Here is a 23,324-nt window from a genome sequence, read left to right as displayed (position 1 = left end):
ACCCCGGTCGTTTTCGGCCGGGGTTTTCTATTTTCGCCTGTCGTAAAACACGCTAGCAGTCCAGAAGACGAAAACGGATCTATCCATGACCCTGATCGAGAATTTGCGCGCCGAGGCCCGGGCAGCGCCGGAAAGCGGCATTGTCGCCGTCATGAACCGCGGCCGCGACCGCGACGGCATGATTCCGCTCTGGGCCGGCGAGGGTGACCTGCCGACGCCCACCTTCATCACCGATGCCGCTGCCCGGGCGCTTGCCGGCGGCGAGACCTTCTATACCTGGCAAAAAGGCATCCCCGAGCTGAGGCAGGCGCTTGCTCGCTATTACGTCAGGCATTTCGGCAAGAGTTTCGCCGAGGAAGAATTCATCGTAACCGGTTCGGGCATGCATGCCATCCAGCTGGCGCTCGACGCCGTCGCCGGCAACGGCGACGAGGTCGTCTATCTGTCGCCGGCCTGGCCGAACTTCGCCGCTGCCGCCAGCCTGGCGGGCGCCATCCCGGTCGCTGTCACGCTCGACCAGTCCGGCAATGGCTGGTCCTGCGACGTCGGCAAGATCGAGGCGGCGATCACGCCAAGGACAAAGGCGCTGTTCGTCAACACGCCGTCCAACCCGACCGGCTGGACCGCCGACAGGGAGACGCTGCAGGCGATCCTCGACCTTGCCCGCGAAAGGGGTCTGTGGATCATCGCCGACGAGATCTATTCGCTGTTCCACTACGGCGACCGTCGCGCGCCGTCCTTCATCGACATCATGGCCGACGAGGATCGCATTCTGTTCGTCAACAGTTTTTCCAAGAACTGGGCGATGACCGGCTGGCGCGTCGGCTGGATCAAGACCCATCCTGCTTTGCAGCAGGTATTCGAGAACCTGGTCCAGTATTCGACCTCTGGCGTCGCCCAGTTCATGCAGCGCGGCGCCGTCGTCGCCCTCGACGAAGGCGACGCCTTCATCGTCGAGCAGGTGGAGCGGGCGAGGGCGGCGCGCGACCTGGTCTGCGGCATCCTGGCTGCGACCGGCCGGGCACGCTTCACCGTGCCGCAAGGCGCGTTCTATCTGTTCTTCGCGATCGACGGCATCACCGATTCACGCGCCGCCGCCTTCGACATCGTCGATCGCGCCAGTGTCGGCCTGGCGCCCGGAACCGCCTTCGGCCCCGGCGGCGAGGCCTTCCTCAGGCTGTGCTTCCACCGCCGCCTCGACCAGCTCGAGGAAGCCGCGCACCGGCTGGCGAAGTGGATGAAGACTGCTTGAGGTTTGTTGAGGTTCGCGCCAGGTCGGACAGCGCGAACCGTTGCACTCCTTGGCCAACGCAACGGCATGGATCCTAGGGTCTGCGCCGCGTCGCTTCGCTCCTTGCTACGCCTAGGATGACGAAGGGTGTGTCGCTTTTCGCCAATCTCCGAAGTCGCGATTGCCGTCAGCCACAACGCTTCTCGGTATTCGCTGTGCCAGTCGCCGCTGGTCTCCAACGTTTCGCGATTAGCCGCTGGCCACCATGCCTTCGTCATCCTAGGGCGTAGCAGTCGCGAAGCGACGTCGCGCAGACCCTAGGATCCATGCCGCGACCACTGAGCGTCGCAACACTGAAGAATAAGGCGGCACCGATGGGCAGCTACCACAATGATGCCCACGGCGGCGGAGGTCACCCGCCGGACTTCGGCACCAGCAACGGAATGACGCGGTCGCTTTCCCTCACGGCCGGCCGGCCCGCCGAGCCATAGGGTATGCCCAAAGCGTCCCAGGTCTCGACGAGAGCATCCTGAAGCTCCGCGATCAGGTGATCCGAATGGAACGGGGTCGGCGTGATGCGCAGCCGTTCGGTGCCGCGCGGCACGGTCGGGTAGTTGATCGGCTGGATGTAGATGCCGTGGACGCCGAGCAGGCGGTCGCTGGCCATCTTGCAGAGCTCGGGATCGCCGACGAGCAGCGGCACGATGTGGGTGGCGGAGTCCATCACCGGCAGGCCGGCGGCGGTAAGAACCTGCTTGGTCCGCGTCGCCTGACGCAGTTGCGCGTCGCGTTCGGCCTGCGAGCGCTTCAGATGGCGGATCGAAGTGGTCGCCGCGGCGGCGATGGCCGGCGGCAGCGCCGTGGTGAAGATGAAGCCCGGCGCGTAGGAGCGCACGGCATCGATCACGGCACTTGTGCCGGTGATATAGCCGCCGAGCGTGCCGAACGCCTTGGCCAGCGTGCCTTCGATGATGTCGATACGGTCGGCCAGCCCTTCACGCTCGGTGATGCCGCCGCCGCGCGGTCCGTACATGCCAACGGCATGGACCTCGTCGATATAGGTCATGGCGTTGTAGCGCTCTGCGAGATCGACGATCTGCCTGATCGGCGCGATGTCGCCATCCATCGAATAGACGCTCTCGAAGACGATCAGCTTGGCGCGCTCGCGGCCCGCCGCCTGCAGCAGGCTTTCGAGATGGGCAACATCATTGTGGCGGAAGATCTTCTTCTCGGCGCCCGAACGTCGCACGCCCTCGATCATCGAGGCGTGGTTGAGTTCGTCCGAGACGATTAGGCAGTTGGGCAGGAGCCGCGCAATGGTCGAGATCGAGGCTTCGTTGGAGACAAAGCCGGAGGTGAAGACGAGTGCGGCTTCCTTGTCGTGCAGGTCGGCCAGTTCCAGTTCAAGCTCGACCAGCGGGTTGCTGGTGCCGGAAATGTTGCGGGTGCCACCGGCGCCAGATCCCATCTTGCCGGCGGCGTTCTGCATCGCCGCGATGACGTCCGGATGCTGGCCCATGCCGAGATAATCGTTGGAGCACCAGACGGTGATTTCCTGGGCGCGGCCGTTGGCGCGCCAGATGGCGCGCGGGAATTTCCCCACAATGCGCTCGAGGTCGGCGAAGATGCGGTAGCGACGCTCTGCATGGAGCTGGTCGATCGCGTCTTCGAAGAAACGCTGATAGTTCATTTCGGCTTCCCAATTTTTGCGTGGGATCATAATCATTGCCCTATTCGACGTCCACTTGGCCTTTTTGGTCAAAATGCCACGCCCCAAGCCTGTTCCTAACGACCACGGATCATGGCCTATTCCCTTGATGTGCATCAATTTTGTTTCAGGACGATGCCACGCGTCGATGAGGCTGGTCACCACAGACACTAATGGTACTAATGGCCTAGTGGCAGCCTTTCCAGTAAGGCGGGTGTTGAGACAGTTTCCGATAAATCTTGAGCAGCGAGGACGCGGATGACGGTTTTGGTGACAGGTGGCGCCGGCTATATCGGCAGCCATATGGTCTGGGAGCTGCTGGATGCCGGCGAAAGCGTCGTCGTCCTCGACCGGCTTTCGACCGGCTTTGAATGGGCGGTGTCGCCAGAGGCAAAGCTCGTCGTCGGCGATGTCGCCGACAAGGATCTGGTCGGCGGGATCATTCGCGACAACAAGGTCGACGCGATCATCCATTTCGCCGGCTCCATCGTGGTTCCCGAATCGGTCGCCGACCCGCTCGGCTATTACGAGAACAACACCTGCAAGACCCGCACGCTGATCGAGACCGCGGTGCGCGAAGGCGTGCCCAATTTCATTTTTTCCTCGACCGCCGCCGTCTATGGCGGCGCCGGGCTGGAACCGGTGCGCGAGGATGCCCGACTTGCGCCGGAATCACCCTACGGCCTGTCCAAGCTGATGAGCGAATGGATGCTGCGTGACGCCGCAATCGCCCATGGCTTGCGCTATACGGCGTTGCGCTATTTCAACGTCGCCGGCGCCGATCCGAAGGGCCGCACCGGCCAGTCGACGCCGGGCGCCACGCATCTGATCAAGGTCGCCGCCGAGACGGCGCTCGGCAAGCGTCCCTTCATGCAGGTGTTCGGCACCGACTATCCGACACCGGACGGCACCTGCATGCGCGACTACATCCATGTCAGCGATCTGGCGGCCGCGCATCGGCTGGCGCTGGAGCGGCTGCGCGCCGGCGGGACGAGCCTCGTCGCCAATTGCGGCTACAGCCACGGCTATTCGGTGCTTGAGGTGATCGACAGCGTGCGCCGCGTCTTTGGTCGTGATTTCGAGGTGCGGATGGGCGAGCGCCGCCCGGGCGACGCCGCTGCGGTGGTTGCCAATTCGGAGTTGGCGCGCCGCGAGCTCGGCTGGACCCCGCAGCGCGACGACCTCGACCGGATCGTCGCCGACGCGCTGGCCTGGGAGCGCATTCTGACCAGCAAGAATTCGTCGCGGGGCTGAGACCGGGTTCTTAGGCTCGAAGCGTGGGCGCATTTGGCCGCGTGAGACTTTTGGGGGCGGCATGAGAATATTGGTGCTCGGAGCTGGCGTCGTCGGCACGGCGGCCGCCTACTATCTGGCGAGCGACGGCCACGAGGTGACCGTGATCGAGCGCCACCCTGCGGCGGCGCGCGGCACCAGCCAATCGAATGCCGGGCTGGTGTCGCCAGGCGACGCCACCGCCTGGGCCTCGCCCGCTGCGCTGAAGACGTTCCTGCGCGCGCTTTACAACCATGATCTCGGCATCAAGGTGCGGCTGCGCTTCGATCCCTATTTCTTTGCCTGGAGTCTGCGCTTCCTGCGCCAGTGCACGCAAGCGCGCTTGCGCGCCAACACCGACATCAAGCTGCGCCTTGCGCTCTATTCGCGCGACTGCATCAACGCCATCTCGGCCGACACCGGCATTCACTATGACGAGCGCAAGAAGGGCATTCTCTATTTCTTCCGCTCGCAGCAGAGTTTTGATAGCGGCACCGACAATTACCGCTATCTCGCCCAACACGGTCTGCCGATCGAGATCGTCGGCCGCGATCGGCTGGTCGAACTCGAGCCCGGCCTTGCCGGGGCCAAGGACAGAATAGCCGGCGGCGTCTATTCGCCGATCGACCAGACCGGCGATTCCAGCCAATTCACCCAAAACCTCGCTGCCTATGCCGCCGAGAAACTCGGCGTTCAATTTCTCTACGGCACGTCAGTCGAAGGCCTCGACATCGAAGGCGATCGGATACGTGCGGTGATGACCTCGACCGGCCCGGTCGCCGGCGACGCCGTGGTCATATCGATGGGACCGGAAAGCGGGCTGCTCGGTCGCCGTTACGGCATCGATCTGCCGGTCTATCCGGTCAAGGGTTACACCGCGACCGTGCCGCTGGAGGACGAGAGCAAGGGGCCGACCATGGGCGGCGCCGATGAGGATCAGCTCATTGGCTATTCGCGGCTGGGCAATCGGCTGCGGCTTGCTTCGACCGCCGAATTCACCGGCTTCGACCGCACCCATAAGCCGAGCGATTTCGCCGCCATGTTCAGGACCGGCAAGGAGCTTTTCCCGGGTGCCTTCGATGAGAAAAAGGCCGAGCTCTGGGCCGGCTTGCGACCGATGATGCCGAACTCGGTGCCGGTCATCGGCCGGGCGCGCTACAGCAACCTCTACCTCGATACCGGCCACGGCCATGTCGGCTGGACCATGGCCTGCGGCTCCGGAAAATTCCTCGCCGATCTGGTCGCCGGCCGTAACCCGGAGATCGACCCGCAAGGGCTGGTCTACAGGGGCTAAAATGTCGGGACCGCAAGTCGCCATCGACCTTGGCCGCATCGAGCGCAATGCGCGCACCATCGTCGACCGCTGCGCCCTGTCCGGCATCAAGGTCTTCGGCGTCACCAAGGGCACTTGCGGTATGCCGCAGGTAGCTCGCGCCATGCTGCGCGGCGGCGTCGCCGGCATCGCCGAATCGCGCTTCGAAAACATCCGCCGGCTGCGCGACAGCGGCATCAATGCGCCGATCATGCTGCTGCGCAGCCCGCCGATGGCGCGCATCGAGGAGGTGGTGCGCACCGTCGATATCAGCCTGCAGTCTGAACTCGCCACCATCCGCGAGCTATCGCGCATCGCCGAGCGCATGGGCCGCGTTCACGACATCTTGCTGATGATCGATCTCGGCGATCTCAGGGAAGGCATCTGGCCGAACGATCTCGTGCCCACTGTCGAGCAGATACTAGCGCTCAGGGGCGTGCGTATCGCCGGCATCGGCACCAATCTTGGCTGCTTCGGCGCCATCATGCCGACCGAGGAAAATCTCGGGCAACTCGTCGCCCACGCCTACAAGACCGAGCGGCTGTCCAGTACAAGGCTCGACTGGATTTCCGGCGGAGCGTCATCGTCGCTGAAGCTGCTGCTGGAAGGCAAGCTGCCCGCCGGCATCAACAATCTGCGCGTCGGCGAGGCGATATTGCAAGGCGGCGTCGAAACCTTCCGCGAGACGCCGTGGGCCGAACTCGAACCCGATGCCTGCCGCCTGACCAGCGACATCATCGAGGTCAAGCTAAAGCCGTCGCGGCCGATCGGCCAATCCGGCTACGACGCTTTCGGCAACCAGCCAGTGTTTCCCGACGAGGGCGACAGGTTGCGTGCCATCGCCAATATCGGCCGCGAGGACGTGTTGATCGAAGGGCTCACCCCGATCGCCAAGGGTGTGCGGGTGCTCGGCGCCTCCAGTGACCATCTGCTGCTCGACGTGACCGACGCCGAGCCGCCACCCGCCGTCGGCGACCGTGTCGCCTTCCGTATGAGCTATGGCGCCATGCTGCTGGCGATGACCTCGGAATATGTCGAAAAGGCCCCGATGCACGACGTCGAGGATTTTTCCGGCCGCAAGATGGTGTCGATATCAGCCGAACCGGCTGCCGCCGGCATACTGGCCCGGGAAGCGACCGGCGCCCGGCTGGAGGCAATGAATTTCGATGTGGTCGAACTGGCCGATATCGAGCGGCCACCGTCCGGCCTGATCCGGCTCACCGCCGGCAGTGATCGGCGCGTCGCCCACAGAGCGCTGACGACGACCGCGCGGGCGACACACTCCTTCGGTTTGATCTGGATCGACTCCATCGCCGCCTTGATGCCCGAGGACGAGGACGGCATCGACCTGCCGGAAGGTTCGGTGCTGGCGCGGGCGCTCGGCCTCGATCACAAGCCCGGCGCGCTGCAGCCGCAGCTGTCGCCGGAAAATGTCGTCATAGTCGGTTTGCGCCATGCCGATCCGGCCGAGGCTCGGGTACTGAAGGATTCGCGCGTCTCTGCCTTCACCATGACGGATATCGACGCCATGGGCATGCGCGACCTGATGCACGAGGCGATCCGCATCGCCACCTCCGGCACGCAGGGCTTCCATGTCAGCTATTCGCCTGAGGTGACCGAATTCGCCGGTTGGGCGGCTGGCTCCGGCGGCATCACTGTGCGCGAAACGCATCAGGCGATGGAGGCGATCGCGCTGTCCGGCGGGCTGTTGTCGATGGATGTTTCCGGCCTGACCGCCGATTTGGAATCGCGGATTGCGACAGACACCGTCAACTTCGTCATGTCGGCTTTCGGCAAGCGGATTTTGTGATCAGCCTCGCGCCTCGACCGCCGCACGCCACGAGCGCGCATAGTTTGCCCAGGCTGGACCGGCTGGCGGTTCGATCCTTTCGCCTTTGCCTTGGACCGTTCTTTGGTCGGACGCCAGCAAGGCAGCGCCGATGCTGGTGCCGGTCGCTGCCTCGGACGCAATGACGGCACGCGCCGTTGCTGCCGCCAGCATGCTGACAAAAAGCCGGTTGCGGGCGAATGGGCCTTCGACGATAGCAGGGCCGTCGGCGCCGATCAGATCGAGGCACGTCGCGGTCATCAGCGCCAGGTAGAAAGAGATGGCGGCAAAGCGCTGGCCGCTGTTGATGCCGTCGGCGTTGAGCCATGCGGCAGTGTGGTGCGGAAACGGCCCCGAACCCTGTTGCGTTGCCGGCAGCAGCAGAGCTGTCCTGGCGAACACCGCCTCAACATCCTCTTCGCTCCAGTCTTCCGGTTGGCCTTCGGTCAGCAGCGAAAACTCGCGGCCGCCCATGAAGCGCGCCGACGGCACCGGATCGCCGAGCGCGTTGACGTTGACCAATGTGTCACGCGCCGGGTCGAGCGTGACTTTGTTGCCGCCGACGGCCATCGACACCACCCAAGTGCCGGTCGAGACGACGGAGAAAGGCGGTCTATCCGACAGGAGATGCGGCAGCAGCGATGCGTTGGAATCGTGCAGGCCGCAAAACACCGGCGTTTGCGCGTCGAGCCCGGCTAGCTTGGCAAGCGCGGGCAGGATCGGGCCGAGCCAATCCTTCGCCGGCCGCACCGGCGCCATCAGCCGGCGCCATTCCATCCGGTCAACCAGCGATGAAAAATCCGCTTTCCACGGGCTCCACAGATCGGTGTGGCAGCCGAGCGAGGTCACCTCGTTGGCAGCGACACCGGTCAGGCGCAACGCCCAATATTGCGGATACATCAGCATCGCGGCGGTCTTGGCGAACTCCGCGGGGAAGCGCTTCTGCTGCCAGAAGAATTGCGCGCCGAGATTGAGGCCGACCGGCAGGCGCGGCGTGCCCGTCTCAGTGAAGGCGGGACGGACCGCGTCATAGTCCTCGGCGAGGGTGTCTGGTCCGGCGAATTCATAGTCGAGCACCGGCAGCGCCAGCTCACCGGCAGCGTCCACCAGCACGCCCGTCGCGCCATGGGTGGTGATCGATATCGCGTCGATGCGCTGTTCGCGATTAATCCCGGCGAGGCTGTCGAGGATGAACGACCACAGCAGCGCGACATCGTGGTGCGGGTAGGGACCGTCAGTGACGGGCGCGTTCGCCATGCGGCGCAGCGCGACTTCGCGCATGTCGGCGAGATCGACCAGCGCCACCTTGGCGTTGGTCTTGCCGATGTCGATGACGGCGACGTGGCGGGTCATTCCATATGGAACATTGTTTCCAGCGGCACCGCCACCGGCTCGTTATCAGGCTTGGTCTCCATGATGTCGGCCATCTCCGCCCACCAGCGTTGCATCACCGGGTGCTTCGGCAATTCGTCCATGCCGTGGGCGTCGAGCCGCCACAGCACGCCGAATAAGGTGTTGGTTTCTTCGTCGAGATGGATCGAGTAGTCGGAAACGCCGGCCTGTTTGAGCAGGGCGACCAGCGACGGCCAGATGTCGTCGTGGCGCCTTTTGTACTCGGCCTTCATGCCGGGATTGAGCTTCATCTTGAACGCGTATTTCTCGGGCATCAGGTGAAGCGCTCCCGCCGCACGCGCCGCCAGACGATCGGCAGCGCGATGACGATGATCAGCAGCAGGCCGATGAAGATCGACATGACGATGCCGGGCACGTTGAGCAGGCCGAGGCCGAAGGTGACCAGCCCCATGATGAAGGCGGCCAGCACCACGCCCACTATACTGCCGGCGCCGCCCAGGATGCTGACGCCGCCGAGCACCACCATGGTGATGACCTCCAGTTCGTAGCCTTGCGCGATCGACGGCCGGGTCGAGCCGAGGCGCGAGGTGATCAGCACCGAGGCGATGCCCGCCATCAGGCCGGTCAGGCAAAACAGGATGAATTTGATGCGGCCGACGCGCACGCCGGAAAACTGCGCCGCAACCGGGTTGTTGCCGATGGCGAAGACGCGGCGGCCGAAGCTCGTCCGGTGCAGCAGGAACCAGTAGATGACGGCCGCGACGAGGAAGAGCGTCAGTTCGAACGACACCACCCACCAGACATAGCCCTGGCCGAAAAAGGCGAAGCTCGAGGGATAGCCCTTGTAGGCCTGGTCGCCGAGGACGATGAAGGCGACGCCGCGAAACAGGCTCATCGTGCCGATGGTGACGACGATCGACGGCAAACCCAGCCTTGTGACGAGCAGCCCGTTGAAGGCGCCGCAGCCGAGCCCGACCAGGATGCCGATCGCCACCAGCACCGGCGTGCCGGCGCCGGCCTGCACCGCGATGCCCATCATCGTCGAAGCCAATGCAATGATGGCGGCGACCGATAGGTCGATCTCGCCGGAAATGATCAGCAACGCCATGGCGAGCGCGATCAGCGCCTTTTCGGTGAAATTGAAGGTCAGGTCCGACAGCGACCACGCGTCGAGGAAATAGGGCGAGGCAAAGCTGTTGACGGCAAAGATGGCGACCGCCACGGCAACCAGCAGCGCCTCCCAGGAGAAGATCGCCGAAGTGAATGGCTTGTCGAGCCGGTCGGGAATGTGGCGTGGAGCAGGAGTGTCGGTCATGCCGCTTCCGCCTTCTTGAGGATGATGCGGCCTTGCCGGCGTTCGCCGCGCGCGTTGAGCACCACGGCCAGGATGATGGCGCTGCCCGAAATCGCCATCTGCCAGAAGGGCGAGATGTTGATGACCGGCAGCGCGTTGGAGATGATGCCGAGGAACAGCGCGCCGAGCACCGCGCCGCCGACCGAGCCGATGCCGCCGGCAATCGAGATGCCGCCGATGACGCAGGCTGCGATGATGTTGAGCTCGTAGCCGTTGGCGACCTCGACCGAGGCGATGACGTAGCGCGAGATCCAGAGATAGCCGCAGAGACCGGCGGCCATCCCCGAAATGCAGAAGACGACGAACTTGGTCCGGCCGACATCGATGCCGGCATAGACCGATGCTGTCGGGTTGACGCCAATGGCGTAGATCGAGCGGCCGAGCGCGGTGCGCGTCATCAAGAGGAAGAAAAGTGCGATGACCAGTATGGCGATCCACGACAGGACCGGAATGCCGAGGAAAGCCGCGCGTTGCAGGCCGATGAAATCAGGGCTCATCTGATCGGCATTGACCCAGGCGCCGCCGGAAATGACGAAGGTGACGCCGCGATAGATGGTGAGCGTGCCGAGCGTCACCACGATCGAGGGAATATTCAGCCGCCACACCAAAAACCCGTTGATGGCGCCGAGCACCAGTCCAACCAGAAGTGCGATGACGATCAGCAGCGGGATCGGGATTGCCGGATGCGCGGCGTTCAGCATCGCCACCACCATGCCGGTGAAGCAGAGATTGGATGCCATAGACAGGTCGATCGAGCGGGTCAGGATCACCACCATCTGACCCAGCGCCAGGATCATCAGGATCGAGGTGTCGTTGAACACCTGGCGCAGATTCACGGGGGCGGCAAAGCCCGGGAAGCGCATCGAGATCAACCCGATCAGCACGACGATTGCCGCGAGCAGCCAGACTTCGCGGTATTTGAGAAGAGCCTTCATGCCGCGATCCCTGCTGCCGTCTTGACCAGCGTTTCCGCGTCGAGCCCCTTGTTGTCGTAGACCGAGGCGATGCGGCCCTCGCGCATGACGACGACCCGGTCGGACATGCCGAGGATTTCGGGCAGTTCGGACGACACCATGATCACCGACAGGCCTTGCGCGACGAGCTCGGCCATGAAGCCGTGCACGGCGGCCTTGGAACCGATGTCGATGCCCTTGGTCGGCTCGTCGAGGATGATCACCTTGGGGGCGGTCGCCAGCCATTTGGCGATGACGATCTTCTGCTGGTTGCCGCCCGACAGCGTGCCGACATCCTGGCTGAGCGAGGAGGCGCGCAGGTCGAGGCGCTCGGTGTAGGAGCGAGCCAGCGCGAACTCCTCGCTCAGCCGCAACATGCCGGATTTGGATGTGCGCCTGAGCGAGGGCAACGAGATGTTCTGGAAGATCGGCAGGCCGATTACCACGCCTTGCTTGCCGCGTTCTTCCGGCACATAGACGATGCCGGCGTCGATCGAATCCGCCGCCGATTTCGGCTCGATCGCCTTGCCTTCCAGCGTGATCGTGCCGCTGCTGGTGCGGGTGATGCCTGATATCGCTTGCATCACTTCGCTGCGGCCGGCGCCGACAAGGCCGTAGAAGCCGAGAATTTCGCCTCTGTGCAGCTCGAAGCCGATGTCGTCGAACTCGGTTGGATGCGACAGGCCGGAGACAGTGAGCACCGGCGCGCCGATCTCGGCCTTGCGCTGCGGAAAGATGTGATCGACGGCGCGACCGACCATCATGCGCACGATCTGGCTCTGGCCGGCGTCCTTGATCAGGCCTTCGCCAACCATCTCGCCGTCGCGGAACACCGTATAGCGGTCGGCGATGCGGTAGATCTCGTCGAACTTGTGGCTGATGAACAGGATGGCCTTGCCTTCGCTCTTCAGGAATTCGATCAGCAAGAAGAGTTCCTCGATCTCCTTCAGCGAAAGCGCCGCGGTTGGCTCGTCCATGATGACGATCTGCGCGTCGATCGACATGGCGCGGGCGACCGCGACGAGATGCTTGTTGGCAATGCCGAGATCCTTCAGTCGCGCGTCGGCGTCGATGTGCCCGGCACGCATCGTATCGAGCACCTCGCGGGCATTCTTGCGCATGGTGCGCCAGTCGATCGTGCCGAAGCGCGACCGCGGCGCATGGCCGAGAAAGATGTTCTCGGCCACCGTCAGGTCGTCGAACAGCACGGTTTCCTGGTGGATGGCGGTGATGCCGTGCCCGAAGGCGGCATGAGCGCTGGGCAAGGTCACGGCCTGGCCGTCGATACTGATGGTGCCTGTGTCGGGCTGGTAGATGCCGGTCATGATCTTGACCAGCGTCGACTTGCCGGCGCCGTTCTCGCCGATCAGCGCGGTGACTTGGCCGGGGTAGAGCGACAGGCTGACATCGTGCAGCGCGCGCACGCCGGGAAAACTCTTCGAAATGCCGGACAGGGTCAGGCGCGGAGCCGGAGCCAAAGGCTGCTCGGTCGTCGGGTTGAGTTGGGCTGTCGTGTCCATAGTCGTATCAAGCCCTGAAGCAAGGTTCGTTTGAAGGTGCGGCGGGACCTGAGGTCCCGCCGCACCGGCTTGAAGGGCTCCAGGATCAATAGATCTTGGAGAACTCTTCGATGTTCGACTTGTCGAACTTGAAGGGCGGAGCCATCGCGGCCGAGTTGGTATCGTCGAGCGTGACTTTTCCGACGCGGCCGATCGACAGCGTGGCACCCGGCTTGGCTTCTTCCTTCTTCACCGCCAAATCATGGGCGAGGTAGACGGCCGAGTAGCCGAGGTCGATCGGGTTCCATAGCGCAACCGCTTGGCTGGCGCCGTTGTCGATGAACTTCTTGAACTCCGACGGCAGCGCCAGGCCGGTGACGTTGACCTTGCCGATCAGGTTCTCGTCGGTCACCACCTGGGCGGCAGCGACGACGCCGACCGTGGTCGGTGCGATGATCGCCTTGAGATTCGGATAGGACTTCAAAAGGCCCTTGGCCTCGTCCGTGCTCTTGGCCGAGTCGTCGTCGCCATAGACGGTGGCGACGAGGTTGATCTTGGGGAATTTCTCCGGCAGCACCTTCTTGGCCGCGTCGATCCAGGCGTTCTGGTTGGTCGCGGTGGACGAAGCCGACAGGATGGCGACATCGCCGCCTTCCGGCAGGTAGTCGGCGGCAAGCTTGATGATGGTCTCGCCGATCAGGTTGGTGTCGGACGGGTTGAGATGGAGCTGGCGGCCTTCCGGGGCGACGCCAGAATCCCACGAGATGACGGTGATCCCGCGATCCATCGCCTTCTTCAGCGCCGGAACCAGCGCGTCGGCGTCATTGGCCGAAATGGCGATGGCGTTGACCTTCTGGGCGATCAGCGAATTGATCACTTCGATCTGCGCTTCGGCGGTCGCCTTGGTCGGGCCGGTGTAGATGATGTCGACGCCGCCGAGTTCCTTGGCCGCCTCTTCGGCGCCCTTGTTGGCGGCATCGAAGAAGCCGTTGCCGAGCGACTTGACCACCAGCGCGATCTTGACGTTCTCGGCATAGGCGGCATTCACGAACATGGCGGCCGAAAACGCCGCCGTAACCATCAATTTCCTAAGAAAGCTCATCGAATGTCCTCCCTTGAGCGTTGCATTCCATCGCCGCTGCGGGCCTCAGGCCTGCAGCGAAGATTCTTCCTTATTGCTTGCCGCTGTGCGGGCGACGATCAACGTCACACCAGCGGCCTCCAACATCTTGGCCTCGCGATCCTCGATGCCGTCGTCGGTGATGACGGTGGCGATGCGCGACAGGCCGCACAGGATCAGGCTCGAGCGTTTGCGGAACTTCGACGAATCGACCAGCACCACCAGCTCGTCGGCCTGGTCGATCAGTTTTTGCTCGGCCTGGATCAGCAGCGGATCGCCTTCCATCAGGCCCAACGGCCCGAGCCCTTGCGCGCCCATGAACATGCGGCGGGCATAGAAATTGCGCGTCACGTCATTGTCGAAGGGCGACAGGATGATGTTCTGCTCGCGGTAGATGGTGCCGCCCGACAGCATCACCGTGTTCTTGGAGTGCTTGAGCAGGTGCTCGGCGATCGGGAAGGAATTGGTGAAGATCGGCATGCGGCGGCCGGTCAGGAAATGCACCATCTGGAAGGTGGTGGTGCCGCCATTGATGATGATCGGCTCGCCTTCCTTGCACAACTCCACGGCTTCCCGCGCGATCGCCCGCTTCTGCGAAGCGTTGATCGTCTCGTTGACGGAAAAAGGCCGTCCGGCAAGGCCGATAAACTGCGGTGGCGAGATTGCCTCGGCGCCGCCGCGCACGCGGCGCAGGCGCTTTTGCACATGCAGCGCCGCGATGTCGCGCCGGATCGTCGCCTCGGACGAGTCCGTCAGGTCGACCATTTCCTGCACCGTCACCACAGGCTTTTCCTGGACGGCGGACAAAATGATCCTGTGGCGCTCTTTCTCGTGCATGGTTCCTCCCTGCCGGAGCATCTAGGCACCCAAAACGCGCAGTGTCAATCATTTCCGATCATATAATTCCATTGTGCAGTGCAATATGATCAATCTTGATCGTTTATGATTGACAATGCCGCCGCTTCCGTGGACATTCGACCAAAGCTGACCCGCTATGCGGTGGCTTGACCGCACCGTTTTGCGCGTCTCACGTCACGGGAGGATTACCTATGCTCGACAAGCGCTCCGGCACGCGCCTCGCCAATCTTTGGGATGAGGCGAAAGCCCAAGCAATGAGCGAGCCGGAACGTCTCGTCTATCGCTCGAATGTTCTCGGCTCCGACAAGCGCGTCACCAACTATGGCGGCGGCAACACCTCCTCCAAGATCTGGCAAAAGGATCCGCTCACCGGCGAGGACGTCGAAGTGCTGTGGGTCAAGGGCTCGGGCGGCGACAGCGCCTCGATTAAAACAGACGGCTTCGCCACTCTCTACATGGACAAGCTGCGCGCGTTGAAGGGCCTCTATCGCGGCGTCGAGCATGAGGACGAGATGGTCGGCTATCTGCCCCATTGCACGTTTAATCTTAACCCACGCGCGGCCTCGATCGACACGCCGCTGCACGCGTTCGTGCCGAAGCCCTATGTCGACCATATGCATCCGGACGCCATCATCGCCATTGCCGCAGCGAAGGATTCCAAGGCGCTGACCAGGGAGATCTTCGGCGACACGATCGGCTGGCTGCCATGGAAGCGTCCGGGCTTCGAGCTTGGCCTCTGGCTGGAAAAATTCTGCATCGAGAACCCCGAGGCCAAGGGTGTCGTGCTGGCGAGCCATGGCCTGTTCAGCTGGGGCGAGACGCCTCAGGAATGCTACGAGACGACGATCTCGGTGATCAACCAGGCGATCGACTGGTTCGAGCGCAAGTCTGAAGGCAAGCCGATTTTCGGTGGTGAAGTGGTCAAATCGCTCGACGCGCCGGCGCGTCGCGCCGTGGCGGCAAGGCTGATGCCGAGGATCCGCGGCCTGATCTCGGAGAAGAGCCACAAGCTTGGCCATTTCGACGATTCGCCCGCCGTGCTCGAATTCGTCAATTCGAAGGATTTGCGCCCACTGGCGGCCCTCGGCACCTCCTGCCCCGACCATTTCCTGCGCACCAAGATCCGGCCGCTGGTCATCGAGTTCGATCCCAAGAATCCCGATGTCGATGCCGTCATCGCCCGTCTCGCCGACGACGTGGCGGAGTATCGGGTTGGCTATCAGGCTTACTATGACAGGTGCAAGCATGCGGATTCGCCACCCGTGCGTGATCCGAATGCGGTGGTCTACCTGATGCCCGGCGTCGGCATGTTCACCTTCGCCGGCGACAAGGCGACGGCGCGCATATCGGGCGAGTTCTACGTCAACGCCATCAATGTCATGCGCGGCGCCTCGACGGTGTCGGCCTATGTCGGCCTGCCCGACCAGGAGGCTTTCGACATCGAATACTGGCTGCTCGAAGAGGCAAAGCTGCAGCGTCTGCCGAAGCCGAAAGCCCTGGCCGGCCAGATCGCGCTGGTCACCGGTGGCGCCGGCGGCATCGGCCGGGCGACAGCCAACCGGCTGCTGCGCGAAGGCGCCTGCGTCGTGCTGGCCGATATCGACGAAGCCGCCCTTGCCAGCGCCAATGGTGAGTTGGCCCAAGCTTATGGCAAGGATTTCGTGCGGCCGCTGGTCATCAATGTCACCGCTGAAGACCAGGTGATCTCCGGCTTCGCCGAGACCGCGGTCGAGTTCGGCGGCATCGATATTCTGGTGTCGAATGCCGGCCTGGCAACCTCGGCGCCGATCGAGGAGACGACGCTGGCGCTGTGGAACAAGAACATGGACATCTTGTCGACAGGCTATTTCCTCGTTTCGCGGGAAGCATTCCGGTTGTTCCGCGCGCAGAAGATCGGCGGCAACGTCGTCTTCGTCGCCTCCAAGAACGGCCTTGCAGCCTCGCCCAATGCCGCTGCCTATTGCACGGCCAAGGCCGCCGAGATCCATCTGGCGCGCTGTCTGGCGCTGGAGGGCGCGGAAGCGCAGATCAGGGTCAATGTCGTCAACCCGGACGCGGTGCTGCGCGGCTCGAAGATCTGGACCGGCGAGTGGAAGGAACAGCGCGCCGCCGCCTACAAGATGTCGACCGACGATCTCGAGGAGCATTACCGCTCGCGCTCGATGCTGAAGCGTTCGGTGTTCCCCGAAGACATCGCCGAGGCGATCTATTTCTTCGCCTCCGACATGTCGGCCAAGTCGACCGGCAACATCGTCAATGTCGACGCGGGCAACGCCCAGAGCTTTACGCGCTAATAGTTTGAAGGCGGTGCTGCCCCTCACCCTTACCCTCTCCCCGTGAAGAACGGGGAGAGGGGGTCGCCAGCGGCGGAGCTTCACCTTCTCCCCGGGAAGAAGGTACCGGCAGGCGGATGAGGGGCAGCGCCAACCGAACGCATTTGGGAGGAAACTAAGTGTCCGAAACCATCATCTCCGCCGACATCGTCGACAAGGACAACGCCGCGCGCAAGGCCGACCTCGAGCGCGATTACAGTTCGCTCGGCGAACGCCTCGACCATCGCGGCATCGCCATCGACGCGATCAGAAACAAGGTCGAAAAATTCGCCGTGGCGATCCCGTCCTGGGGCGTCGGCACCGGCGGCACTCGCTTTGCCCGCTTTCCCGGCGCCGGCGAGCCGCGCGACATTTTCGACAAGATCGAGGATTGCGCCGTCATCCGGCAGTTGACGCAGGCGACGCCGACCGTCTCGCTGCACATTCCGTGGGATAAGGCCGATCCGAACCGGCTGAAACAGGCGGCCTCCCGCTTCGGCCTCGGCTTCGACGCGATGAATTCGAACACGTTTTCCGACGCCCGAGACCAGGAGCTTTCCTACAAATTCGGCTCGCTGTCGAATGCCGATGCCGCAACGCGCCGGCAGGCGGTCGAGCACAATCTCGAATGCATCGAGATCGGCAAGACGCTGGGCTCCAAGGCACTGACGGTATGGATCGGCGACGGCTCGAATTTCCCCGGCCAGGTCAATTTCGCCAAGGCGTTCGAGCGCTATCTCGACGCTATGAAGGAGATCTACGCTGGACTGCCGGACGACTGGAAGCTGTTCACCGAGCACAAGATGTACGAGCCGGCTTTCTATTCCACCGTCGTGCAGGATTGGGGCACCAACTACATCATCGCCAAAGAGCTCGGCGACAAGGCCTTCTGCCTGGTCGACCTCGGCCACCATGCGCCCAACGTTAACATCGAGATGATCGTGTCGCGGCTAATCCAGTTCAAGAAACTCGGCGGCTTCCATTTCAACGATTCGAAATATGGCGACGACGATCTCGACGCCGGCTCGATCGATCCTTATCGGCTGTTCCTCGTCTTCAACGAGCTGGTCGATGCCGAGCTTTCCGGTGCCGAAGGTTTTGATCCGGCCCACATGCTCGACCAGAGCCACAATGTCACCGATCCGATCGAAAGCCTGATGCTGTCGGCGGTCGAGGTGCAGCGCGCCTATGCGCAAGCGCTGCTGGTCGATCGCAAGGCACTGGAAGGCTATCAGGACGCTAACGACGCGCTGATGGCGACGCAGACGCTGAAAGCCGCCTATCGCACCGATGTCGAGCCGATCCTCGCCATGGCGCGGCTGAACACGGGCGGCGCCATCGATCCGGTTGCCGCCTACCGGGCGGCCGGCTACCGGGCCAAGGTCGCGGCGGAACGGCCGGCGGTTGCCGGCGGCAGCGGTGGGATTGTTTGATGTCGGCCTGAAACAAAAAACCCGCCAGTGGCGGGTCGCGGCGCAAATCAGCACCGTATAGAAATCAATAGCACAGTTGCCGGCACAAAGCAAGAACAGATTGCTTGCTTTCAGCCTTGGAGGTTGGCGAAAACCGAAGGTGAAGTCCGATCTCCCCCCTTGCGGGGGAGATGTCCGGCAGGACAGAGGGGGGTGCTGTCCCTCCGACTGTCAAACAATCGTAGTCAAGTCCTCAGACTTGTTTCCGGTTGGGAATAGCTGAAATCGAAAGTTGGCGATCCTTCCCACCCCCCTCTGCCCTGCCGGGCATCTCCCCCGCAAGGGGGGAGATCGGCAGCTTCGCCGACGGGGGCATGACGGCATCCCCGAATCTTTCCCTCACAGCCATGGACTCGTCCCCTCCGACAGGGTCTTCTAGGCACATCCAACGCCCCTCGGAGAACGGCCATGCACCACACCCGCCGAACGTTGATCGCCGTCAGTCTTTCCCTCACCTTGACCTTTGCGCCGCTGGTGGCCGCATTCGCCGCCTCGCCACAGCCGGCGAAGGGCGAGCATGGCATGGTGGTGACCGCCCAGCATCTTGCGTCGGAAGTCGGCGTCGAGGTGCTGAAGAAAGGCGGCAACGCCGTCGATGCGGCGGTTGCCGTCGGCTACGCGCTGGCTGTGGTCTATCCGAACGCCGGCAATATCGGCGGTGGCGGCTTCATGACCATCCGCTTCAAGGACGGCCGCTCGACCTTTCTCGATTTCCGCGAGCGGGCGCCGCTCGCCTCGACGAAGACCATGTATCTCGACAAGGACGGCAAGCCGGTGAAAGGCGCCAGCCTTAACGGCTATCTCGCGGTCGGCGTGCCGGGCTCGGTGGCCGGCTTCGAGATGGCACGGGAAAAGTACGGCACGCTGACGCGGCAGGACCTGATGGCGCCGGCGATCGGCTATGCCAAGGACGGCTTCGTGCTAGAGCAGGGCGATGTCGCCTCGCTCGAAGGCGGCGCCGAGCGGCTGGCCAAGGACCCAGCGGCCGCTGCCATCTTCCTGAAGCCGGACGGCAAGCCTTATGCCATCGGCGAGCGCCTTGTTCAGGCCGATCTCGCCGCCTCGCTCTCGGCCATTTCGGAGCAAGGTCGCGATGCCTTCTACAAAGGACCGATCGCCGACGGCATCGTTAGGGCGAGCGCGGAGAAGGGCGGCATTCTGGTCAAGGCGGATTTCGAGAACTACGCGGTTCGCGAGCTCGAGCCGGTGACCTGCAACTACCGTGGCTATGAGATCACCTCCTCGCCGCCGCCGAGTTCCGGCGGCGTCATCATCTGCGAGATACTCAACGTGCTGGAAGGTTATCCGCTGTCCTATCTCGGTGCCGGTTCTGCCGAAACCGTCAAAGTCATGGTCGAGGCGATGCGCCATGCCTATGTCGATCGCAACTCGGCGCTCGGCGACCCCGACTTCGTCGACAATCCGGTCGAAAAGCTGCTCGACAAGAATTATGCGAAAGAAATCCGCGAAAAGATCGATCCGTTCCGGGCCGGCGTGTCGCAGGAATTGATGCCGAAGGGTTTTGGCGAGAGCCAGGAAACGACGCATTATTCGATCGTCGACAACGACGGCAACGCCGTCGCGGTGACTTATACGCTGAACGGTTCGTTCGGCGCCGGCGTTGTCGCCGACGGCACCGGCATCCTGCTCAACAACGAGATGGACGACTTTACCCAGAAACCGGGCGTGCCCAATCTCTACGGCCTCGTCCAGGGCGAGGCGAATGCGATCGAGCCGAGAAAGACGCCGCTGTCGTCGATGAGCCCGACCATCGTCGCCAAAGACGGCAAGCCGTTCATGGTCATCGGCAGCCCCGGCGGCTCGCGCATCATCACCATCACGCTGGAAGCGATCGTCAATGTCGTCGATCACGGCATGAACATCCAGGAGGCGATCGACGCGCCGCGCATCCATCACCAGTGGCTGCCCGACACGGTTTATATCGAACCGTTCGGCCTGTCGCCGGATACCGAAAAACTGCTTGCCGGCATGGGCTACCACCTCGATGTCGCCGAGGCGACCTGGGGCCAGGCGGCCGGTATCCTGGTCGGCGGCAAGAGCCTGGCCGAGATCGAAAAGGGCGGCGGCGCCCGCTACAATGGCGCTATCGACAGCCGCGCCGCATCCGGCGAGGCAATCGGATATTGATTTGTTTGGTCAGATGACCAAGGTGACGGTGGACGCAATCAGCATCACCGCCGCCACGCCGACGAACAAGGCATAGATACGCGGCCGATCGAGCAGAAGCGCATTTCCGGATATCCACGCCGCGGTGGCGCCGCCAAGCGCGTACAGGAAGCCGTTGCGGTGCCCCAAGGCCAGCGACGCGGCCATCAGCCCGCCGATGATGAGGGCGCCGAACACGATGATCACGGCGACCGCGTATTTCTCGAAATCGTTGCTGGCCACACCCGGACCCATTGCGTTCAACGTCGACAGGTCGTCCGGGTCGAAGGGGTTGGCCGACCCATATTCGTCTTGACCGACAGGCTCGCGCATCATTCATTCTCCTTGAAGCGGCAACAAATCATCAAGCCTTGCCGAGCGCAACTGGATCGCGCCGCGTGGAATGCGATCGGCACGGTCTTCAACACTTTCTGGCGGCGGCTTGCTACCGGTTTTTTGGATTTATGTCGGGTCGTCCTGCCGTTCCAGGCGATCTGCCCGGCTGGAATCGCCGGTCGGAGCCGTTTCAGCATGCAATGCGTTCATGCAGGAAAAATGATGCCAGAGGCCGCCGCCGCTGCCCCCTAGAACTTCATGCTGAGGCTGCCCTTGATGACGCGGCCTTCGCCATAGATGCAGCTGAGGTCTTGACTGCTGCCGGCCCTATAGCAAGTCGAGTAGTAGGTCTTGTCGAACAGGTTGGAGACGTTGAGCGCGGCCTGCCAGCCGTTCTTCTTGTAGCGCAGTGCCGCATCGACCAGCGTGCGGCCGGGCACGCTGGTTGCGTTCGCGTTGTCGCCGAAGCTTGCGCCGATGTAACGCACGCCGGCGCCGACGCTCAAGCCCTCAAGCATACCGCTGCCGACCTGGTAATTGGCCCACAGCGACGCCTGGTGTTCAGGCACCAGCGACGGGCGGTTGCCGACGACGGCGGGGGCATCCTTGGTTATCTCGGCGTCGAGATAGGTGTAGGCCGCAGTCATGCTCAGGCCGGATGCGAGGTCGGCATTGGCCTCGATCTCGAGGCCGCGATGGCGGACTTCTCCGGTTTGAACTTGAAACTGACCGACAGAGGTCACGACATTGGTCTTGCGCAGGTCGAACAGCGAAGCAGTGATGAAACCAGGGAAGAAGGTCGGTTCGTACTTCACGCCGACTTCGTATTGCTTTCCCAACGAAGGCTGGAACGCGTCTCCGGACTGGGACTGGCCGATATTGGTGGTGAAGGATTCGGCATAACTGGCATAGGGCGTCAGGCCATTGTCGAAAAGATAGCCGATGCCGGCATTGCCGGTGAAGGCATGGTCGTTCTGGTCGTAGCTGCCCCCGTTGCCGCTGCGGTCCTCATTGGTCTGGTCGATCCAGGCCTGTCGGCCGCCGAAAGTCAGCACCCAGTGGTCGGCGATCCTGGACTGGTTCTGCGCATAGAGGCCGACTTGGCCGATCGTCTCGACGCGATCCACAAGGATGCCGGCGGGTGGCGTGATCGGGATCGAGTAATCCGGGTTCAGGATGTCGAGATCTGGCCCTTGCCCATAATGGTTTATACCGTCGACGGACTGCCTGTTGTAATCGAGACCGAACAGCAGCTTGTTTTCGACCAGCCCGAAGTCAGCCTTGTATTCGGCCTGGTTGTCGACGCTGAACAGCCGTGCCGTTTCGTCCACCGTGAACAGGGTGCGCGCCATCGTGTGGTCGTCGATCATCGCCGGGCCGCCGAGCCAGTCTCCAAAATAGAGTTGCCGGTAGTCGGTATCCTGCTGGGAGTAGCGTAGGTTCTGCCGCACCGTCCAATGGTCGTCGAACTCGTGACTGAACTGGTAGCCGATCGAGCCGTGGTTGGCGTCGAAGCGGTCGAAGTCAGGCGAGCCGGTGAAGAAGCTGCGCGGCAGGCCGTAGCCCACGGGAAGGAACTGACCGGGCGCCAGCCTGTCCCACTGGTAGTTGGCGAGGATGGTGAGCGAGGTCTGCGCGTCCGGCTGCCATGTCAGCGCCGGTGCGACGAAGATGCGGTCGTTGCGCGAATAGTCGGTTTCGATCGCGCCGTTGCGCACCAGCCCGGTCAGCCGGTAGGACCACACGCCGGCCTCGTCGACCGGCCCGCCGATGTCGAGCCCGGCCTCGACCGTGTCGAAGCTGCCGTAGCTGAGGAAGCCGTCATAGATCGGCGTATCCGTCGGTCGCTTGCTGATGGCGTTGACCATGCCGCCGGCTTCGTTCTCGCCATAGAGGACTGATGACGGCCCCTTTAGCACTTCGACGCGCTCCAGCCCGTAGGGCTCGATCTTGAAACCCGAAAAGTCGATCACCTTCTGCGGCAGCCCGTCGCGGTAGATCGCCGAGGTGCAGAGGTCGAAACCGCGGATCAGGCACTGGTCGAAGCGGTTGTCGACGCCCCAAGGCGAGGTGGTGACGCCGGCAAGATAGGATAGCGCGTCCTCAAGCTGCCCGGGCTGGCGGTCGTCGAGTTGCTTGCGGGTCACCACCGACACCGACTGCGGAATTTCCCTCAGCGGCGTGTCGGTCTTCGAGCCGGTGGTGGTGTTCTTGGCGATATAGCCGTCATCCGGGCCGATCGGGCTGTCGGTCTGTCCCTCGATATTGATCGGGTTGAGCTCGACCGTATTTTCCTGCGCGAAGGCCTGGGTGCAGAGCAGGGTCGAGAGGCATGTCGCAGCGATCAGGGAGCCTTGGCTTAGAATGCCGTTTCGCCGACCTTTCGCACGATATGCGCTCAACCTCATCTCGATCACCCTCACTGTCTGCGAAGCGCGCGGCATCGATTCGGCCGGCGCAATAAATGTTGACTCTTTTAGTCATCTTCAATGTTGACTATTAAAGTCATGTTTCATAGTCAACCGGTATCGACCGACGGCAGCCAAATTC

18 protein-coding genes are annotated in these 23,324 nt (G+C 63.1%); 8 read left to right on the top strand and 10 right to left on the bottom strand.

Annotated features, from left to right (window positions below; translation table 11 throughout):
- Nucleotides 1-85: 85 nt before the first annotated feature.
- On the top strand, nt 86-1,252 hold the full coding sequence (locus EN885_RS16690; RefSeq protein WP_128242847.1) for a pyridoxal phosphate-dependent aminotransferase: 1,167 nt from the start codon (nt 86-88) through the stop codon (nt 1,250-1,252).
- A gap of 391 nt (nt 1,253-1,643) precedes the next feature.
- On the opposite strand, the gene hemA is transcribed toward EN885_RS16690, so the two are convergent.
- Nucleotides 1,644-2,921, bottom strand: coding sequence for a 5-aminolevulinate synthase (hemA, locus tag EN885_RS16685; RefSeq protein ID WP_095488094.1), 1,278 nt, complete (start codon nt 2,919-2,921; stop codon nt 1,644-1,646).
- A 276-nt stretch (nt 2,922-3,197) separates the two neighbouring features.
- Between hemA and galE the strand changes: the two genes are divergently transcribed.
- The 3 genes from galE (at nt 3,198) to EN885_RS16670 (ending at nt 7,333) form a co-directional block, all read left to right on the top strand.
- Complete coding sequence (gene galE / locus EN885_RS16680; protein WP_128242846.1) at nt 3,198-4,193, top strand: UDP-glucose 4-epimerase GalE; 996 nt, start codon at nt 3,198-3,200, stop codon at nt 4,191-4,193.
- Nucleotides 4,194-4,254: 61 nt separating this feature from the next.
- Nucleotides 4,255-5,505 (top strand): D-amino acid dehydrogenase, encoded by a 1,251-nt coding sequence (locus EN885_RS16675; RefSeq protein WP_095488035.1) that lies wholly within the window; start codon nt 4,255-4,257, stop codon nt 5,503-5,505.
- Nucleotide 5,506: 1 nt separating this feature from the next.
- A complete protein-coding gene (locus tag EN885_RS16670) occupies nt 5,507-7,333 on the top strand; it encodes an alanine racemase (RefSeq protein ID WP_127290357.1) in 1,827 nt (608 codons plus the stop codon).
- Here EN885_RS16670 and EN885_RS16665 read toward each other — a convergent pair whose 3' ends face one another.
- The 7 genes from EN885_RS16665 to EN885_RS16635 all read right to left on the bottom strand — a co-directional run bounded on the left by EN885_RS16665 (nt 7,334) and on the right by EN885_RS16635 (nt 14,467).
- Complete coding sequence (locus tag EN885_RS16665) at nt 7,334-8,704, bottom strand: FGGY-family carbohydrate kinase (protein WP_127290359.1); 1,371 nt, start codon at nt 8,702-8,704, stop codon at nt 7,334-7,336.
- Nucleotides 8,701-9,018, bottom strand: coding sequence for an L-rhamnose mutarotase (gene rhaM / locus EN885_RS16660; protein ID WP_127290361.1), 318 nt, complete (start codon nt 9,016-9,018; stop codon nt 8,701-8,703). The genes EN885_RS16665 and rhaM overlap by 4 nt, the downstream gene beginning before the upstream one ends.
- Nucleotides 9,018-10,019, bottom strand: coding sequence for an ABC transporter permease (locus tag EN885_RS16655; RefSeq protein WP_128242845.1), 1,002 nt, complete (start codon nt 10,017-10,019; stop codon nt 9,018-9,020). Before EN885_RS16655 ends, rhaM begins: the two co-directional genes overlap by 1 nt.
- Nucleotides 10,016-10,993, bottom strand: a complete 978-nt coding sequence (locus EN885_RS16650) for an ABC transporter permease (protein ID WP_128242844.1) — start codon at nt 10,991-10,993, stop codon at nt 10,016-10,018. Before EN885_RS16650 ends, EN885_RS16655 begins: the two co-directional genes overlap by 4 nt.
- The gene (locus tag EN885_RS16645) at nt 10,990-12,531 is read right to left on the bottom strand and encodes a sugar ABC transporter ATP-binding protein (RefSeq protein ID WP_126103682.1); all 1,542 of its coding nucleotides are present in this window, start codon (nt 12,529-12,531) and stop codon (nt 10,990-10,992) included. Before EN885_RS16645 ends, EN885_RS16650 begins: the two co-directional genes overlap by 4 nt.
- A gap of 85 nt (nt 12,532-12,616) precedes the next feature.
- On the bottom strand, nt 12,617-13,612 hold the full coding sequence (gene rhaS, locus EN885_RS16640) for a rhamnose ABC transporter substrate-binding protein (protein WP_126103681.1): 996 nt from the start codon (nt 13,610-13,612) through the stop codon (nt 12,617-12,619).
- A 45-nt stretch (nt 13,613-13,657) separates the two neighbouring features.
- The gene (locus EN885_RS16635) at nt 13,658-14,467 is read right to left on the bottom strand and encodes a DeoR/GlpR family DNA-binding transcription regulator (protein ID WP_095488051.1); all 810 of its coding nucleotides are present in this window, start codon (nt 14,465-14,467) and stop codon (nt 13,658-13,660) included.
- 212 nt (nt 14,468-14,679) lie between these two features.
- On the opposite strand from EN885_RS16635, the gene EN885_RS16630 reads away from it, so the two are divergent.
- From EN885_RS16630 to ggt, 3 genes are all read left to right on the top strand, one after another.
- Entirely contained in the window at nt 14,680-16,782 is a 2,103-nt protein-coding gene (locus EN885_RS16630) for a bifunctional rhamnulose-1-phosphate aldolase/short-chain dehydrogenase (RefSeq protein WP_128242843.1), read from the top strand.
- A 158-nt stretch (nt 16,783-16,940) separates the two neighbouring features.
- Nucleotides 16,941-18,233: an L-rhamnose catabolism isomerase gene (rhaI, locus tag EN885_RS16625; protein ID WP_128242842.1), complete on the top strand. Its 1,293-nt coding sequence runs from the start codon at nt 16,941-16,943 to the stop codon at nt 18,231-18,233.
- A gap of 447 nt (nt 18,234-18,680) precedes the next feature.
- A complete protein-coding gene (gene ggt, locus EN885_RS16620; protein WP_128242841.1) occupies nt 18,681-20,420 on the top strand; it encodes a gamma-glutamyltransferase in 1,740 nt (579 codons plus the stop codon).
- A gap of 9 nt (nt 20,421-20,429) precedes the next feature.
- Here the strand turns inward: ggt and EN885_RS16615 are convergent, their stop codons facing one another.
- Nucleotides 20,430-20,774: a hypothetical protein gene (locus tag EN885_RS16615; protein WP_164547040.1), complete on the bottom strand. Its 345-nt coding sequence runs from the start codon at nt 20,772-20,774 to the stop codon at nt 20,430-20,432.
- On the opposite strand from EN885_RS16615, the gene EN885_RS16610 reads away from it, so the two are divergent.
- On the top strand, nt 20,751-21,026 hold the full coding sequence (locus tag EN885_RS16610) for a hypothetical protein (RefSeq protein ID WP_128242840.1): 276 nt from the start codon (nt 20,751-20,753) through the stop codon (nt 21,024-21,026). The genes EN885_RS16615 and EN885_RS16610 overlap by 24 nt on opposite strands.
- On the opposite strand, the gene EN885_RS16605 is transcribed toward EN885_RS16610, so the two are convergent.
- Nucleotides 21,023-23,176 carry a TonB-dependent siderophore receptor gene (locus EN885_RS16605; protein ID WP_164897860.1) on the bottom strand — a complete coding sequence of 718 codons (2,154 nt, stop codon included), beginning with the start codon at nt 23,174-23,176 and terminating at the stop codon, nt 21,023-21,025. The genes EN885_RS16610 and EN885_RS16605 overlap by 4 nt on opposite strands.
- Between the last annotated feature and the right edge of the window lie 148 nt (nt 23,177-23,324).

This window comes from Mesorhizobium sp. M6A.T.Cr.TU.014.01.1.1 (genome assembly GCF_004022765.1).
Classification (GTDB): Bacteria; Pseudomonadota; Alphaproteobacteria; order Rhizobiales; family Rhizobiaceae; genus Mesorhizobium; species Mesorhizobium mediterraneum.
This window is presented reverse-complemented; position numbering and strand designations above follow the sequence as displayed.

Bases quoted from the DNA above. Each gene is read 5' to 3' on its own strand.
- EN885_RS16655 (WP_128242845.1), bottom strand. From the start codon at position 10,019: ATGACCGACACTCCTGCTCCACGCCACATTCCCGACCGGCTCGACAAG.
- EN885_RS16650 (WP_128242844.1), bottom strand. From the start codon at position 10,993: ATGAAGGCTCTTCTCAAATACCGCGAAGTCTGGCTGCTCGCGGCAATC.
- galE (WP_128242846.1), top strand. From the start codon at position 3,198: ATGACGGTTTTGGTGACAGGTGGCGCCGGCTATATCGGCAGCCATATG.
- EN885_RS16630 (WP_128242843.1), top strand. From the start codon at position 14,680: ATGCTCGACAAGCGCTCCGGCACGCGCCTCGCCAATCTTTGGGATGAG.
- hemA (WP_095488094.1), bottom strand. From the start codon at position 2,921: ATGAACTATCAGCGTTTCTTCGAAGACGCGATCGACCAGCTCCATGCA.
- EN885_RS16635 (WP_095488051.1), bottom strand. From the start codon at position 14,467: ATGCACGAGAAAGAGCGCCACAGGATCATTTTGTCCGCCGTCCAGGAA.
- EN885_RS16675 (WP_095488035.1), top strand. From the start codon at position 4,255: ATGAGAATATTGGTGCTCGGAGCTGGCGTCGTCGGCACGGCGGCCGCC.
- EN885_RS16690 (WP_128242847.1), top strand. From the start codon at position 86: ATGACCCTGATCGAGAATTTGCGCGCCGAGGCCCGGGCAGCGCCGGAA.
- EN885_RS16645 (WP_126103682.1), bottom strand. From the start codon at position 12,531: ATGGACACGACAGCCCAACTCAACCCGACGACCGAGCAGCCTTTGGCT.
- EN885_RS16615 (WP_164547040.1), bottom strand. From the start codon at position 20,774: ATGATGCGCGAGCCTGTCGGTCAAGACGAATATGGGTCGGCCAACCCC.
- EN885_RS16665 (WP_127290359.1), bottom strand. From the start codon at position 8,704: ATGACCCGCCACGTCGCCGTCATCGACATCGGCAAGACCAACGCCAAG.
- EN885_RS16670 (WP_127290357.1), top strand. From the start codon at position 5,507: ATGTCGGGACCGCAAGTCGCCATCGACCTTGGCCGCATCGAGCGCAAT.
- rhaM (WP_127290361.1), bottom strand. From the start codon at position 9,018: ATGCCCGAGAAATACGCGTTCAAGATGAAGCTCAATCCCGGCATGAAG.
- ggt (WP_128242841.1), top strand. From the start codon at position 18,681: ATGCACCACACCCGCCGAACGTTGATCGCCGTCAGTCTTTCCCTCACC.
- rhaS (WP_126103681.1), bottom strand. From the start codon at position 13,612: ATGAGCTTTCTTAGGAAATTGATGGTTACGGCGGCGTTTTCGGCCGCC.